Raw genomic sequence first — 15,380 nt, 5'->3', positions numbered from 1 at the left:
GTGATGGCTACCGTCCAGCCGCACCGCGTGCGGGCCGGCCGGGGTGTCGAGCTCGGTCTGCTGCTGCTCGCGCTCGCCATCGGCGTGGCGTCGTACGCGCTCGCCGGCATCGGCACCACGAACAAGGTCCCGCCCGACGTCATCGGCTACGGGCTCGGCATGGCCGCGCTCGCCGTCGGCATCCACCTGGTGCTGCGGTGGCGCGCCCCGTTCGCGGACCCGGTGATCCTGCCGATCACCGTGGCGCTCAACGGCATCGGCCTCGCGATGATCTACCGGATCGACTTCGCGTACGCGGCGCGGGGCCGTGAGGACACGTTCGCGCAGCGTCAGCTGGTCTGGACGGCGATCTCGGTGGTCCTCGCCGCCGCGGTCATCATCCTGCTGCGGGACCACCGCACGCTGCGCCGGTACACGTACACCGCGATGATCGCCGGTCTCGTGCTCGTCATGCTGCCGCTGATCCCCGGCCTGGGCGTGCTCATCAACGGTGCCCGGATCTGGGTCCGGGTGGGCGGGGTCGGGTTCCAGCCGGCGGAGTTCGCCAAGATCGCGTTCGCCATCTTCTTCGCGGGCTACCTGGTCACCCATCGCGACACCCTCGCGCTCGCCGGTCCGAAGGTGCTGGGCCTCCAGCTGCCACGCCCGCGGGACCTCGGCCCGATCCTCATCGTCTGGGGTGCGTCGGTCGCCGTCCTCGTCCTCGAGCGCGACCTCGGCACCTCGCTGCTGTTCTTCGGCCTGTTCGTCGCGATGCTGTACCTCGCCACGGAGCGCCTGAGCTGGGTCGTCATCGGCCTGCTCCTGTTCGTCGTCGGAGCCGTCCTCGCGGCCAGTGCGTTCTCGCACGTCGGAGCACGTTTCGACGCGTGGCTGCACGCGTTCGACCCGGCCGTCTTCGACCAGAGCCCGGGCGGTTCCGGGCAGCTGGTGCGCGGCCTGTTCGGCATGGCCAGCGGCGGCCTGTTCGGCACCGGCTGGGGGCAGGGCCGGCCGGACCTGGTGCCGTTCGCCGAGTCGGACTTCATCGTCGCGTCCCTCGGTGAAGAGCTCGGCCTGACCGGCCTGCTGGCGGTCCTGCTGTTCTTCGCGATCCTCACGGAGCGCGGCATGCGCACGGCGATCGGGGTACGCGACGGCTTCGGCAAGCTCCTCGCGGGCGGTCTGGCGTTCATCGTGGCGCTGCAGACGTTCGTCGTGGTCGGGGGCGTCACCCGGATCATCCCGCTGACGGGCCTGACCACGCCGTTCATCGCGTACGGAGGCTCGTCCCTCGTCGCCAACTGGGTCATCGTGGCCCTTCTCCTGCGGATCTCCGACGAGGCCCGTCGGCCCGCACCGTCGATGAAGCCGTCCCTGACGCCCGTCGCGGGGACTCCGGTCGTCGGCGGCAGCAACGAGGATGACCAGCCCACCGAGGTCATGCGGGGGGTGCGATGAACACCCCGCTCCGCCGCCTCGCCACGGTCGTCCTCGTCATGTTCGTCGGGCTCATGGCCAGCGCCACCTGGGTGCAGTACTTCCAGGCCGAGCGCCTCAACAACGACAGCCGCAACGTGCGCACCCTGTACCGCGAGTTCGGCAACGCCCGCGGACCCATCGTCGTCGCCGGGGAGGCCATCGCCCTGTCCACCAAGGTCGAGGACTCCTACGGCTACCAGCGGTCGTACACGAACGGCGAGCTGTACTCGGCGATGACCGGCTTCTACTCCGTCGTCAACGGTCGGACCGAGCTGGAGAGGGCCGCGAACGAGGAGCTGACGGGACGCGGGGACCGGTTGTTCTTCTCCCGGATCCGGGACCTGGTCACCGGCCGTCAGCCGGAGGGTGCGGCCGTCGAGACGACGATCAACCCCGCCGCGCAGCAGGCGGCGTTCGACGGTCTGGCCGGCCAGCAGGGCGCGGTCGTCGCGATCGAGCCGTCGACCGGAAAGATCCTCGCGCTCGTCTCCACGCCCGGCTTCGACCCCAACGCGCTCGCGTCGCACGACATCGCGGCCGCGGGTGCGGCGTACCAGGCGCTGAGCGTGGCGCCCGGTAACCCGCTGCGCAGCAACGCGACCCAGGAGACCTACCCGCCGGGGTCGACGTTCAAGCTGGTGACGGCGACGGCGGCCCTCGAGAGCGGTCAGTACACGCCCGAGAGCACGCTGCCCGCGCCCGAGCGGCTCACGCTGCCGCAGACCACCGCGACCATCGGCAATTTCGGTGGGGGTGGCTGCGGCGCCGACCCGATCACCCTGGCCGACGCGCTGCGCGTCTCGTGCAACACCGCGTTCGGGCAGCTGGGCCTCAACGTCGGGGCGGACGCCCTGCGGACGCAGGCGGAGCGGTTCGGGTTCAACGACCCCGACCTGACGATCCCGATGCCGGTCGCCGAGAGCGTGTTCCCCGCGGACATGGACCAGCCCGTCACGGCCCAGTCGGCCATCGGCCAGCGCGACGTGCGGGCCACGCCCCTGCAGATGGCGATGGTCTCGGCGGCGATCGCGAACAACGGCCAGCTGATGACCCCCTACACGGTGCAGACCGTGCGGTCGGCGGACCTGCACCGGGTCTCGGAGACGAAGCCCACCCTGTACTCGACCGCGATGTCGCCCGGCACGGCCGCGTCGATGCGCGACATGATGGTCGGCGTCGTGGAGAGCGGCTCGGGCGCCGCCGCGCAGATCCCCGGCGTCCAGGTGGCCGGCAAGACCGGCACCGCCCAGACGGCCGAGGGTCAGGCGCCGCACGCGTGGTTCACGGCGTTCGCGCCGGCCGACGCCCCGCGCGTCGCGGTCGCGGTGATCGTGGAGCACGGCGGGAACGCCGGCAACGAGGCGACGGGCGGACGGGTCGCGGCACCCATCGCGAAGGCCGTCATCGAGGCGGTGCTGGGATCGTGAAGACGGCATCGGGTCTCCTGCTCGGCGAGCGCTACCGGCTGGTCCGGCAGATCGCCGTCGGCGGCATGGGCGAGGTGTGGGAGGGGTACGACGACGCCCTCGCCCGCCCGGTCGCGGTCAAGGTGCTGCGCTCGGAGTTCGCGGGCGACCGCGGCTTCCTCGAACGGTTCCGCACCGAGGCCCGCAACTCCGCGTCCCTGTCGCACCCCAACATCGCGCAGCTGTTCGACTACGGCGAGCAGGAGGGCTCCGGCTTCCTGATCATGGAGCTCGTCGTCGGCGAGCCGCTGTCCGACCTGCTCGAGCGCGAGCCCGTGCTGCCCACCCGGCGCCTGCTGCCGATCCTCGCCCAGACGGCGCGCGCCCTGCACGCCGCGCACCTGGCGGGCGTGGTCCACCGCGACGTCAAGCCGGGCAACATCCTGCTCGGCCGCGGCGGGCGCGTGAAGATCACCGACTTCGGCGTCTCGCTGGCCCGCAACCAGGTCACGATGACCGCCACGGGCATGGTGATGGGCACGGCGCAGTACCTGTCGCCCGAGCAGGCCGTCGGCAAGCCCGCGACGCCACTGTCGGACCTCTACTCGCTGGGGATCATCGCGTACGAGGCGCTCGTCGGGCACCGGCCCTTCACCGGCCCGACGGCGGTCGACATCGCCGTGGCCCACGTGAACAACGCCGTCCCGCCCCTGCCCGCGAGCGTCGACAAGCCGCTGGCCGCCCTGGTCCTGCGGCTGCTCTCCAAGGAGCCGACCGCGCGGCCGGCGTCGGGCGAGGAGCTGGCGCAGCTGCTGGACAAGCTGGTCCCGCGCACGCCGCCCTCGGGCATCCCGGTGCTGATCAGCAAGCTGCAGCGCACCCCGGACACGTTCGCGACCGCGTCCACCTCCACGTCCGCGCCGGTCGACGCGCCCGCCGGTCCCCCGCCGTCGTACCCGCCACGGCGGACCCGCCGGACCGAGGAGCCCACGGGTCGCGCGGCAGCCCGCCGGGCGTCGACGACCACCGGGGTGCGGCTGGGCCGGACCGGCCGGCTGTCGTGGCCGCTCCTCGCGCTCGTCCTGCTGCTCATCGGCCTGCTGGGCGCAGCCCTTGCGACGAGGATCACCAACGCCGACGGACCTGCGCAGGACCGAACTCAGCTCGTGGCCTCCGTGGCCCACTACCCTCGTGCCGATGCCCGGGATGGGATGATCACCGACAACGGGTCCACGGCGTTCGCCGCGAACCCTGCATCGACGGAAGCAAAGGACGCCTAGTGGTGGACGACGGATCCCGCACCCTCGCCGGACGGTACGAGGTCGGCGAGCTCATCGGCCGTGGTGGCATGGCCGAGGTGCACATCGGCCACGACACCCGGCTCGGTCGCACGGTGGCCATCAAGATCCTGCGCTCCGACCTGGCCCGGGACCCGTCGTTCCAGAACCGGTTCCGGCGCGAGGCGCAGTCCGCCGCCGCGCTGAACCACCCCGCGATCGTCTCGGTCTACGACACCGGCGAGGACGTCTTCACGGAGCCGACGGGCGTCGTCGCCCACGTCCCGTTCATCGTCATGGAGTACGTCGAGGGCCACACGGTGCGGGACATCCTGCGCGACGGCCACGCCGTGCCGATCGAGGAGGCCGTGGAGATCACCTCCGGCGTCCTGTCCGCCCTCGAGTACTCGCACCACGCGGGCATCGTGCACCGCGACATCAAGCCCGCCAACGTCATGCTCACCCCGACGGGTGCGGTCAAGGTCATGGACTTCGGCATCGCCCGCGCGATGGCCGACTCCGCCGCGACCATGACCCAGACGCAGGCCGTCATCGGCACCGCGCAGTACCTGTCGCCGGAGCAGGCGCGCGGCGAGACCGTGGACGCCCGCTCCGACCTGTACTCCACCGGCTGCCTGCTCTTCGAGCTGCTCACCGGCCGCCCGCCGTTCACCGGCGACTCGCCGGTGGCCGTGGCCTACCAGCATGTCCGGGAGGCCGCGCCGGTGCCGTCGACGTTCGCCTCCGACGTGCCGGACTCGCTCGACCGCATCACGCTCAAGGCCCTGGCCAAGGAGCGTGACTCCCGCTACTCCAGCGCCGCCGAGTTCCGCTCCGACCTGGAGGCCGCCGTGCGCGGCGGTGCCGTGGGTGCGCCCGCAGTCGGGGCGCTCGCCGCCGCGGCGCTCCTGGCGACGCCCGCCACCGAGGCCACGCAGGTCATGGCCCCGCCGGTCGCGACGACGCAGACGATGCCGCCCGCCACGTCGCCGTGGGCGTCCACCGGCGCCGCAGTGGCGACGACAGGCCCGGACGTCGAGGAGGAGGAGAACAAGCGGCCCTGGTTGCTGCCCCTCCTCATCGCGATCGCCGTGCTCGCGGTGGCGGGGATCGTCGCGTTGCTGATCGCGAACGCGAACAAGACCGCCCCGGACACGACCGTGGCCGTGCCGGCCGTCGCCGGGATGCTGGAGGCCGACGCCAAGCAGAAGATCACCGATGCGGACCTCGTGTACGACCGGGCAGAAGAGGCGAGCGACGAGGTCGCGTCCGGGCACGTCATCCGCACCGAACCGGCCGAGGGCACCCCGGTGGAGCCCGAGTCGTCCGTGAAGGCCATCATCTCGACCGGGCCTGCCAGCCTGGCCGTGCCGGACGTCGCCGGGAGGACCGAGCAGGAGGCGACCGACATCCTGACGGACGCGGGTCTGACCGTCTCGGCCAACCGGCAGGACGACGACAACCCCGCCTACCCCCAGGGTCAGGTCACCAAGACCGACCCCGCCTCGGGCACCTCCGTGAGCGCCGGGTCCAGCGTCACCCTCTTCGTGTCCACGGGCAACGTGCTGGTCCCGGATGTCGTCGGGAAGACGAAGGCCGAGGCGACGCAGGTCCTCAACGACGCCAAGCTGCAGGTCAACACGTCGCCGGTCGAGTCCACCAGCCAGGCGCCCGACGCGGTCGTCGCGCAGGACGTCCCCGCGGGCACGCCCGTCAAGCAGGGCCGGGTCATCAACCTGCAGGTCGCCATCGCACCGACCACGGCGATCATCCCGAACGACCTGGTCGGCAAGACGTACGACCAGGTGGTGCAGCAGCTGCAGGCGCTCGGGCTGAGCAACTTCAACCGGATCGACGACCAGTCCGAGTCCCCCGTCGGCACCGTGATCCGGACCGATCCCACGTCGGGCGACGAGGTCCCGCTGGACCAGCAGATCGACATCCACGTGGCGAAGGGGCCGGCGGGCAACCCGACGCCGAAACCGACGAACACCTGAGCATGACGAAGGGGCCGTCCCGGCTGGGACGGCCCCTTCGTCGTGCGTCAGAGGCGGACGAGCGGGTGCAGCCCCTCGGAGCGCGCCACGGCCTGGTCGTCGCCGCAGATCTCGAGCCAGTTGGCGAGCAGGCGGTGGCCGCCCTCGGTGAGCACCGACTCAGGGTGGAACTGCACCCCGTGCAGCGGGAGGCTCACGTGCTGCAGACCCATGATGATCCCGTGGGCGGTGGCCGTGACCTCGAGCTCGTCGCTCACCGTGTCGTTGACGACTGCGAGCGAGTGGTAGCGCGTGGCGGTGAACGGGTAAGGCAGTCCGGCGAGCACACCCTCGCCCTTGTGCTCCACCTGGCTGGTCTTGCCGTGCATGAGCTCCGGGGCGTGCGTGACGGTGCCGCCGAACACCTCGCCGAGCGCCTGGTGGCCCAGGCACACCCCGAGCATCGGCAGGCCCGCGTCGGCGCAGTCGCGGATGACCTGCATGCTCTCGCCGGCGTCGGCAGGCGTACCGGGACCAGGGCTCACCAGCACACCGTCGAACCCGGTGCGCTCCGCCACGGGCGGCACCGCGTCGTTGCGGACCACGACCGTCTCCGCGCCGAGCTGGTTGAGGTAGCCGACGATCGTGTAGACGAACGAGTCGTAGTTGTCGATCACCAGGATCCGCGTCATCTCACTCACCCACCGTGGTCTCGTTGAACGGCATGAACGGCGCGACCGCCGGGAACACCCACAGGAAGCACGCCGCCAGCACAGCGAGTGCCGCGACCGTGAGGATCAGCGCGCGCACGGCGGCGGGTCCGGGCAGCCGGTGCCACAGCCATCCGTACATCAGCGTCCTCCGTCCCTCGTGCAGGTGACCATCATGCGCCACCGAGCAGCTCGGCCGGGGTCCCGTCCGAGGTGGGCGCCCAGTAGTCCAGGACGCCGTGCACGATGAACCGCTCCCGTGCGGAGAACATCGGGTGGCAGGTGGTCAGCGTGATCAGGCGTTCGGTGGGCACCGCGCCGGGGTCGCCGGGCACGGGCGCGATGACGCCGACGTTCGACGGGTCCACGATCTCCGTCGACGTCACCCGGTAGACGTACCAGATGTTGTCGGTCGTCCGGATGACCAGCGGGTCCCCGACCTGCAGCTCCTCGACCCGGTTGAACGGCTTGGCGTACGTGGTCCGGTGGCCGGCGACGGCGAAGTTGCCGAGCCCCCCGGGCATCGCCGTGCCCTCGTAGTGTCCGGCGCCGAGCACGTCGAGCACCGTCGCCCGGTCGGTCCCCTGGCTGATCGGGCGTTCCGGCTCACCCGCCCAGCGCGGCACCTGGATCGTCGCGAACGTCGTGGCGTGCGGCGGCTCCGCCATGACGGGCGGCTCGTCGCGACGCGGCGGCGCGACGACGGGTCCGGCGGGTGCACCGGAAGCGGTCGGTGTGGCCGTCGGCACCGGTTCGAACGGGAGCTCCGCCACGATGTCGGCCTGCACCCGGTTGCCGACGACGTCCGTCCACCACAGCTGCCACAGCAGGAACGCGAAGAGCAGGACGCCGAGCGTGATCAGCAGCTCGCCGATCACCCCGACGATCCCGTAGGCCACGTCGCGGGCATGGCTGCGGCCCGCCTTGCGGCGCTCGCGCCGGCTGAGCGGAGCCGGCTCGGTCGTCGTCTCGCTGCTCACTGCTTGTCCTCGGGTCCGGGCGTGCTGGTGGGTCCGGTACTGGCCCGCTGGGCCTCCTCGGCCGCCTCCAGCCCAGGAAGGATCTCGATGCCGTCGGGAACCGTCGCGGAGCTCAGCTCGGTGGTGCCCGAGTAGGCGGCGAGCTCGAGCGGCTGGTCCGCGTCCGTGACGGACCAGCCCAGGCCCACCTCCGCGGCGTCACGCAGGTACAGCTGGACGGCCGGCGACGCGTTCAGGGCCTTGCGCAGGTCGCCCGGGTCGCCGATCGCCTGCACCACGTACGGCGGTGAGTACACCCGCCCGTGCAGCTTCAGGACGTTGCCGACGCACTGGAAGGCGCTCGTCGAGATCACCCGCTGGTCCATCAGCGTCATCGCCTCGGCACCGCCGGCCCACAGGGCGTTCATCACGGCCTGCAGGTCCTGCTGGTGCACCACGAGCGTGTCGGCCAGCGCGTCCTCGCGTCGCGGGGAGTCGGCGGGTGCGTCGTCGAGACGCACGGTCACGCCCGGCCCGGTGACGGGCACGATCCCGCCCTCGACGACGTACGCGGTGCTGGGCTCGCCCACGGGCGTCCCGGCGTTCTCGCTCGCCGTCAGGTCGTCGACGACCGCGCGCAGGGAGTCGACCTCGGAGGACAGCCGCTCCACCCGTTCCGTCTCGACCTGGGCCAGCTCCTTCAGGTCCTGCGGGTGGCGCTCGCCGGACGCCCGCGCGAACTTGGCGTTCGCCGCGAAGAGCGCACCTGACAGTGCCAGGACGAGCGCGACCGACAGCGTGCCGCGCGCGACGAAGCGACGCGCGCGGTGCGGGTGGTCGGTCACGAACGGCTCCTGGGACGGGACGCCCGACGACGGGGTGCGGGTGCGACGTCGGGCACAGTACGGGCGGGCACTACGCTAGGTCACGAAGCGACGAGTCCGTGACGATGCGGTCCCGTCGCAACATGATCGACCGCCCTACGACCACGACGTCACCCGCGTGGTCCCCCGTGGCCCGAGGGCCGCATCGCCGCAGGACAGGAGCACCGGACGTGCCTGAGTCGAAGTCGCGCAAGAAGGCGACGTACACACCGCCGCCCGCCAAGTCGACGGGACCCAAGGTCAACGCACCCTGGTTCCTCCCCGTGATGCTCGGGCTGATGATCCTCGGACTGGCCTGGATCGTCGTCACGTACCTCACGCAGTCGCAGTACCCGATCCCGGGCATCGACCAGTGGAACCTGCTCATCGGGTTCGGCTTCATCGTCGCCGGGTTCGCCATGACCACGCGCTGGCGCTGACGCCGGTCGCACGTCCATGGGCGCCGTCCGCACTCGCGGGCGGCGCCTTCGTCGACCCCGGGGCCGGCCCGCCCGATGTCCGCTTCGTCCCCACCCTCACCCGACGACCTGTCCACAACCAGCGTTTCTGACCTGCAGGAACATCGGCTCTGTCCCCAGTGGTGCACAAGTCTGTGGATAACTACACGGTTGTAGTTCCACAGGTGTGGGGAACGGTGGGGACGGTGCTGGCGCCGTCGAAACCGGCTCTCCAGGCCATCGTGCGGCGGGCGCGCGCAGCACCGCACGATGTCGTTCAGCGGCTCGCGCCGGATCGCCGTCACCGGACCGGTCAGAAGGAGAGGACGCCGATCGACGCGTACGTGAGCAGCGTGGCCACGACGAGCGCGACACCGAGCGCCACCGGCGCGAGGATCGCGACGAGCTTGCGCCGGGCCGGCGGCGCGTAGGCGTAGGCGGCCGCGAGAAGGCCACCGGTGACCAGCCCGCCCAGGTGCGCCTGCCAGGCGACACCCGACATGACGAACCCGAGCGCCAGGTTGATGCCGATGAGCACGAGGATGCCGCGCACGTCGCCGCCCAGGCGTCTGCTGATCACGAGCATCGCGCCGAACAGGCCGAACACCGCACCGGACGCACCGACCGTGCTGACGCCCCAGCTGTCCGTGGCGCTGGCCAGCAGCACCGAGCCGACGGAGCCGCCGACGGCCGACATCAGGTAGAGGGTGATGTACCGCGCGCGGCCGAGGGTGTTCTCGAGCGTGGGCCCCACGAACCACAGCGCGATCATGTTGAACACGATGTGCAGGTACTGCCCGGGGGAGTGCAGGAACGCCGCAGTGAGGAAGCGCCACGGCTCCTCCAGCGCGACGATGGGCGTCCCGCTGACCAGGAGGATCGGCGCGAAGAGCCAGCGCGTCGTCCACGTGGGCACGACGAGCTGCAGGACGAAGCTGACCACGCACAGGCCGATCAGCGTGAGCGTGACGATCGGCCGGCCCGCGTGCCGGACGCCACCGAGGGCGGTGCGCGTGGTCGGCAGCGCGCGGGCGGCCTCGGCGACGCAGTCGACGCAGTGGATGCCGACGGCGGCCTGGCGCTGGCACTCGGGACAGGTCGGCCGGCCGCACCGCTGGCACCGCACGTACGACACCCGGTCGGGGTGCCGAGGGCAGACCGGCGGCGCGACCGGCGCGCCCGGGTCGGGGGACTGACTGATGGTGCCCTCAGTCCTCGATGGTGATCGAGTTGATGACGATGTCCTCGACGGGACGGTCACCGGGACGCACGCGCGTGCTCTCGATGGCGTCGACCACGGCACGGCTCTCGTCGTCGGCGACCTTGCCGAAGATCGTGTGCTTGCCGTTGAGCCACTCGGTGGGGGCCACGGAGATGAAGAACTGCGAGCCGTTGGTGCCGCCGACCTTGCCCGTGGTGGGGTCGAGGCGCTTGCCGGCGTTGGCCATGGCGAGCAGGTAGGGCTCGTTGAAGGACAGCTCGGGGTGGATCTCGTCGTCGAACGTGTACCCCGGACCCCCGCGGCCGGTGCCCAGCGGGTCCCCGCCCTGGATCATGAACCCGGAGATCACACGGTGGAACACGACGCCGTCGTACAGCGGGTCGGTCCGCTCCTCACCGGTGGTCGGGTCCGTCCACGGGGTCGATCCCGTGGCGAGCCCCGTGAAGTTCTGCACCGTGCGGGGCGCGTGGTTGGGGTACAGCTCGATCCGGATGTCTCCGGCGGTCGTGTGGAGGGTCGCAAACATGCGAGAAGTCTCGCACGCTGCCCTCGGGAGCAGGGAGATCACGCCGTGGATCACACAGGTCTGCAGGCCACAGCCCCTGCGCTGCCGCGCGCTCGGTGGCAGAGTGGGAGGCCAGTGCAGCCGACGACCCGGGAGCCGAGAATGCCGTTCACCAAGAGCCGCGCAAAGATCGAAGTCGACAGCGACAAGCTGGCCGACCTGGGTGCCACGCTCGCCGACGCCGCCAAGAGCGCCAAGGAGACCGCCGGGACCGCCGCGTCAAAGGCCGGGGATGCGGCCGCCCAGGCCAAGGACTGGACCACCCCGAAGGTCGAGCAGGCCATCGACTGGCTGCTGCCGCGGGTGGAGCACCTGTACAAGGAGAGCGTGAAGGCAGCCGCGCCGAAGGTGGAGAGCGCCGCCGAGAAGGTGTCGCCCGCCATCGACACGGCGCACGACAAGCTGGTCGACGACCTCCTGCCCAAGCTGGTCGCCGCGATGAACGATGCCGCCGTCCGCGCCGGCGCCGCGGTCGAGCAGGCCGCCGGCAGCGCCGCCAAGGGTGGCAAGAAGCAGGCGGCCGCCCTCGCCGCGGCGGCCGAGGCCGCGTCCGGCAAGAAGAAGCACACCGGCGCCAAGGTGTTCTGGCTGCTCGCCGCCCTCATCGGCATCGGGGCGGGGGTCGCCGCCTGGACGCGTTCGCGCTCGAGCGTGGACCCGTGGGCCGAGCCGTGGGAGCCGACGGACGCCGGCACCGCGCACACCCGCGTCGGCGATGCTGCCGACGCCGTCGGTGAGGCGGCGGGCAGCGCCGTCGCCAAGGGACGCGACGCCACCCGCAAGGCCGCCGAGAAGGTCTCCGCCGTGACGGACGCCGCCAAGGAGAAGGTCGCGGACGCCACCGAGAAGGTTGCCGAGGCGACCGACGCCGCCAAGGAGAAGGTTGCGGGCGCGACGGACGCGGCGAAGAAGGCCACGACGCGGCGCACGACGAAGCCGGCGGACGACGTCACGGCCCCCGCGGTCGTCGACACCGGCGCCGGTCCGGTCGTGGACCCGACCGCCGGCCCCATCCCCGACCCGGTGCGTGACCTCGAGGAGCGCGACAAGCAGGTCTGACCCAGCTCGTCGCACGGCCCCCGGTCCCCTCGGACCGGGGGCCGTCGTCGTCTACCGAAACGTTTTGGCCGTTGACCCTCGGACCAGGCGCTCTGCACGATGCGCCAGGCGCGTCGTGCCGGGGCCGCAGCGAGGCGACGCCGGGGCCACCCGCCGGCCCCTGTTTCTCCCGTGCCGTGGAAGAGGACCCCATGCCCCGCCCCAGATCCCGCGGTCGCGTCGCGATCGCGTGCTCGACCGCACTCACTGTCGCCGCCGGGCTGCTCGTCGCCCCGCTGGCCGGCGCCGCCACTGCCGCGGACCCGGCGTACAACTACGCCGAGGCGCTCCAGAAGTCGATGTTCTTCTACCAGGCGCAGCGCGCCGGTGACCTGCCCGCCGACAATCCCGTCTCGTGGCGCGGCGACTCCGCGCTGACCGACGGCGCCGACGTCGGCAAGGACCTGACGGGTGGCTGGTACGACGCGGGCGACCACGTGAAGTTCGGCCTGCCGATGGCGTTCAGCTCGACCATGCTCGCGTGGGGCGCCATCGCCGCGCCGCAGGGCTACACCAAGGCCGGCCAGCTCGACGAGCTCAAGGGCAACCTGCGGTGGGTCAACGACTACTTCATCAAGGCGCACACCGCGCCCAACGAGCTCTACGTGCAGATCGGTGACGGCGAGGCCGACCACAAGTGGTGGGGACCCGCCGAGGTCATGGCGATGGCGCGGCCGTCGTACAAGGTCAGCGCGTCCTGCCCCGGATCGGACGTCGCCGGCGAGACCGCAGCGTCGCTGGCGTCGGCGTCCATCGTGTTCAAGACCGACGACCCGACCTACTCCGCGACGCTGCTGTCGCACGCCAAGCAGCTCTACTCGTTCGCGGACACGTACCGCGGCAAGTACTCCGACTGCGTCACAGCCGCGGCGGCGTACTACAAGTCGTGGTCCGGCTACCAGGACGAGCTCGTCTGGGGCGCGTACTGGCTCTACAAGGCGACCGGTGACGCCACGTACCTGGCCAAGGCGGAGGCGGAGTACCAGAAGCTGAGCGTCGAGAACCAGACGACGACCCGGTCCTACAAGTGGACCGTCGCGTGGGACGACAAGTCCTACGCGATGTACCCGCTGCTCGCCATGGCGACCGGCAAGCAGCAGTACATCGACGACGCCAACCGGTGGCTCGACTACTGGACGGTCGGCGTGAACGGCCAGCGGATCCCGTACTCGCCCGGCGGCCAGGCCGTCCTCGACTCGTGGGGATCGCTGCGCTACGCCGCGAACACGTCGTTCGTCGCGCTCGTCTACTCCGACTGGCTGACCGACGCCACGCGCAAGGCGCGGTACCACGACTTCGGTGTCCGCCAGATCAACTACGCGCTCGGCGACAACCCCCGCAAGTCCAGCTACGTCGTGGGCTTCGGCGCCAACCCGCCGCAGAACCCGCACCACCGCACCGCGCACGGCTCATGGCTCGACTCCCTGACCGCGCCGACCGCGACGCGGCACGTCCTGTACGGCGCGCTCGTCGGCGGACCCAGCGGGGCGAACGACTCCTACACCGACCTGCGGTCCGACTACACCGCCAACGAGGTGGCCACGGACTACAACGCCGGGTTCTCGAGCGCGCTCGCGCGGCTGACGCAGGAGTACGGCGGCACCGCGCTGTCGGGCTTCCCCGTCGCCGAGCAGCCGGACGGCGACGAGATCTTCGTCGAGGCCATGTTCAACCAGCCCCCCGGTGGCACGTTCACCGAGGTCAAGGCCATGATCCGCAACCAGTCGGCGTTCCCGGCGCGGGCGTTGAAGAACGGCACGCTGCGCTACTGGTTCACGCTCGACTCCGGTGACTCGGCGGCGAACCTGTCGCTCTCGGCCAACTACAGCGAGTGCGGTCCGCAGACGGCGAAGCCGGTCAGCGCGGGCGGCACGCTCTACTACGCCGAGCTGAGCTGCGTCGGCCAGAACATCTACCCCGGCGGTCAGTCCCAGCACCGGCGTGAGCTGCAGTTCCGGGTGACCGGCGGTTCCACGTGGAACGCGGCGAACGACCCGTCGGCAGCCGGTCTGAACAGCACCGCGCTGGCCAAGACCAAGGCGATCACGCTCTATGACGGCGGCAAGCTGATCTGGGGCACCGAGCCCACCGGCACGGTCACCGACACCACTGCACCGAGCGTGCCCGGCACCCCCGTGGCGTCCGGCATCACCTCCACGGGTGCGTCGCTGAGCTGGACGGCGTCCACGGACTCGGGCAGCGGTGTCGCCGGGTACGACGTGTACCGGGTGCAGGGGTCGACCTCGACCCTCGTGGCCTCCACCACGTCGGCGTCGACGATCCTGTCCGGCCTCACGCCGAGCACCGCGTACTCGTACACGGTCAAGGCGAAGGACGTCGCGGGCAACGTCTCGGCCGCGTCGTCGGCCGGCACGTTCACGACGGCGGCCCCGAACGACGGCGTCATCCCGCCGACCACGCCGGGGACCCCCGTCGCGTCGTCCGTCACCTCGTCGGGGGCCACCCTGACCTGGACGGCCTCCACCGCGGGGACCAACCCGCTGAGCGGGTACGAGGTGCTCCGGGTCAGCGGGTCGACGAGCACAGTCGTCGGCACGGCCACCGGCACGACGTTCGCGCTCACCGGCCTCGCCGCCGGGACCGCGTACACCTACACGGTGCGGGCCAAGGACTCGCTCGGCTATACCTCGTCGCCCTCGACCGCGGTCACGTTCACCACCACGACCGCCGCCGACACCACGGCGCCCACCGTGCCCGGCACCCCGGCGGCCTCGTCGATCACCCAGACCGGCGCGACCCTCACCTGGACCGCGTCGACCGACTCCGGTGGCAGCGGGCTGGCCGGGTACGACGTGTACCGGGTCCAGGGCTCGACCTCGACCCTGGTGGCCTCGCCGACGTCGGCGTCGACGACCCTCACCGGGCTCACGGCGAACACCGCGTACACGTACGCGGTGCGGGCCAAGGACGCGGCCGGCAACACCTCGGCGGCGAGCTCGTCGGTCACCTTCACGACCCTCCCGACGACGTCCACCAGCAGCTGCGCCGTGACGTACTCGGCCAACAGCTGGAACGTGGGCTTCACGGGCAGCGTGAAGGTCACCAACACGTCGACCTCGCCGCTGACCTGGAAGCTCGCGTTCACCTTCCCCTCGGGCCAGCAGGTGACCCAGGGCTGGAGCGCCACGTGGTCCCAGACGGGGTCCGCCGTGACGGCGACCGGGCTCGGGTGGAACGCCACCCTCGCCCCGGGGGCCAGCACGGACATCGGGTTCAACGGGTCGCACACCGGCACCAACACGGCCCCGACCGCCTTCACGGTGAACGGGGCGACCTGCACGGTCGGCTGACCTGAGACGACTGCGCGACGACGAAGGGCGTCCACCTCGCTGACCGGGGTGGGCGCCCTTCGGCGTGCACGAGG

General features: G+C 71.5%; 13 protein-coding genes. 7 read left to right on the top strand and 6 right to left on the bottom strand.

Going from position 1 to position 15,380, the window contains the following annotated elements; all coding sequences use genetic code 11:
• The first annotated feature begins 3 nt into the window (after positions 1-3).
• Genes ASD16_RS09285 through pknB form a run of 4 tightly spaced genes read left to right on the top strand, consistent with a single transcriptional unit; the run spans position 4 to position 6,141 of the window.
• Positions 4-1,440, top strand: a complete 1,437-nt coding sequence (locus ASD16_RS09285; RefSeq protein ID WP_055916122.1) for an FtsW/RodA/SpoVE family cell cycle protein — start codon at positions 4-6, stop codon at positions 1,438-1,440.
• On the top strand, positions 1,437-2,888 hold the full coding sequence (locus ASD16_RS09280; RefSeq protein ID WP_055916120.1) for a penicillin-binding protein 2: 1,452 nt from the start codon (positions 1,437-1,439) through the stop codon (positions 2,886-2,888). The genes ASD16_RS09285 and ASD16_RS09280 overlap by 4 nt, the downstream gene beginning before the upstream one ends.
• The gene (locus ASD16_RS09275) at positions 2,885-4,147 is read left to right on the top strand and encodes a serine/threonine-protein kinase (RefSeq protein ID WP_055916118.1); all 1,263 of its coding nucleotides are present in this window, start codon (positions 2,885-2,887) and stop codon (positions 4,145-4,147) included. The genes ASD16_RS09280 and ASD16_RS09275 overlap by 4 nt, the downstream gene beginning before the upstream one ends.
• Positions 4,147-6,141 (top strand): Stk1 family PASTA domain-containing Ser/Thr kinase, encoded by a 1,995-nt coding sequence (gene pknB, locus ASD16_RS09270; RefSeq protein ID WP_055916116.1) that lies wholly within the window; start codon positions 4,147-4,149, stop codon positions 6,139-6,141. The genes ASD16_RS09275 and pknB overlap by 1 nt, the downstream gene beginning before the upstream one ends.
• Positions 6,142-6,188: 47 nt before the next feature.
• Here pknB and ASD16_RS09265 read toward each other — a convergent pair whose 3' ends face one another.
• From ASD16_RS09265 to ASD16_RS09255, 4 genes are read right to left on the bottom strand one after another with little or no spacing between them, the layout of a single operon-like run.
• Positions 6,189-6,812: an aminodeoxychorismate/anthranilate synthase component II gene (locus ASD16_RS09265; protein WP_055916115.1), complete on the bottom strand. Its 624-nt coding sequence runs from the start codon at positions 6,810-6,812 to the stop codon at positions 6,189-6,191.
• Between the two features lies 1 nt (position 6,813).
• Positions 6,814-6,972, bottom strand: a complete 159-nt coding sequence (locus tag ASD16_RS22030; RefSeq protein ID WP_200942922.1) for a hypothetical protein — start codon at positions 6,970-6,972, stop codon at positions 6,814-6,816.
• 31 nt (positions 6,973-7,003) lie between these two features.
• Entirely contained in the window at positions 7,004-7,810 is an 807-nt protein-coding gene (locus ASD16_RS09260; protein WP_055916113.1) for a class E sortase, read from the bottom strand.
• Positions 7,807-8,634 (bottom strand): DUF881 domain-containing protein, encoded by an 828-nt coding sequence (locus ASD16_RS09255; RefSeq protein ID WP_055916111.1) that lies wholly within the window; start codon positions 8,632-8,634, stop codon positions 7,807-7,809. Before ASD16_RS09255 ends, ASD16_RS09260 begins: the two co-directional genes overlap by 4 nt.
• Positions 8,635-8,843: 209 nt before the next feature.
• Here ASD16_RS09255 and crgA point away from each other — a divergent pair, with 209 nt between their 5' ends.
• Entirely contained in the window at positions 8,844-9,092 is a 249-nt protein-coding gene (gene crgA / locus ASD16_RS09250; protein ID WP_055916109.1) for a cell division protein CrgA, read from the top strand.
• A gap of 331 nt (positions 9,093-9,423) precedes the next feature.
• Here crgA and ASD16_RS09245 read toward each other — a convergent pair whose 3' ends face one another.
• Positions 9,424-10,245: a rhomboid family intramembrane serine protease gene (locus tag ASD16_RS09245; protein ID WP_235523225.1), complete on the bottom strand. Its 822-nt coding sequence runs from the start codon at positions 10,243-10,245 to the stop codon at positions 9,424-9,426.
• A 73-nt stretch (positions 10,246-10,318) separates the two neighbouring features.
• Complete coding sequence (locus ASD16_RS09240; protein ID WP_055916107.1) at positions 10,319-10,858, bottom strand: peptidylprolyl isomerase; 540 nt, start codon at positions 10,856-10,858, stop codon at positions 10,319-10,321.
• Between the two features lie 141 nt (positions 10,859-10,999).
• Between ASD16_RS09240 and ASD16_RS09235 the strand changes: the two genes are divergently transcribed.
• Entirely contained in the window at positions 11,000-11,956 is a 957-nt protein-coding gene (locus ASD16_RS09235) for a hypothetical protein (protein ID WP_082570732.1), read from the top strand.
• Positions 11,957-12,147: 191 nt separating this feature from the next.
• Positions 12,148-15,306 carry a glycoside hydrolase family 9 protein gene (locus ASD16_RS09230; RefSeq protein WP_055916105.1) on the top strand — a complete coding sequence of 1,053 codons (3,159 nt, stop codon included), beginning with the start codon at positions 12,148-12,150 and terminating at the stop codon, positions 15,304-15,306.
• Positions 15,307-15,380 lie beyond the last annotated feature (74 nt).

Source organism: Cellulomonas sp. Root485, assembly GCF_001426705.1.
In the GTDB taxonomy this organism is placed as follows: Bacteria; Actinomycetota; Actinomycetes; order Actinomycetales; family Cellulomonadaceae; genus Cellulomonas.
This window is presented reverse-complemented; position numbering and strand designations above follow the sequence as displayed.

Excerpts from the sequence above, each read along its gene's own strand:
- ASD16_RS09285 (WP_055916122.1), top strand. The coding sequence starts at position 4 with ATGGCTACCGTCCAGCCGCACCGCGTGCGGGCCGGCCGGGGTGTCGAG.
- ASD16_RS09280 (WP_055916120.1), top strand. The coding sequence starts at position 1,437 with ATGAACACCCCGCTCCGCCGCCTCGCCACGGTCGTCCTCGTCATGTTC.
- ASD16_RS09265 (WP_055916115.1), bottom strand. The coding sequence starts at position 6,812 with ATGACGCGGATCCTGGTGATCGACAACTACGACTCGTTCGTCTACACG.
- ASD16_RS22030 (WP_200942922.1), bottom strand. The coding sequence starts at position 6,972 with ATGTACGGATGGCTGTGGCACCGGCTGCCCGGACCCGCCGCCGTGCGC.
- ASD16_RS09240 (WP_055916107.1), bottom strand. The coding sequence starts at position 10,858 with ATGTTTGCGACCCTCCACACGACCGCCGGAGACATCCGGATCGAGCTG.
- ASD16_RS09235 (WP_082570732.1), top strand. The coding sequence starts at position 11,000 with ATGCCGTTCACCAAGAGCCGCGCAAAGATCGAAGTCGACAGCGACAAG.
- ASD16_RS09230 (WP_055916105.1), top strand. The coding sequence starts at position 12,148 with ATGCCCCGCCCCAGATCCCGCGGTCGCGTCGCGATCGCGTGCTCGACC.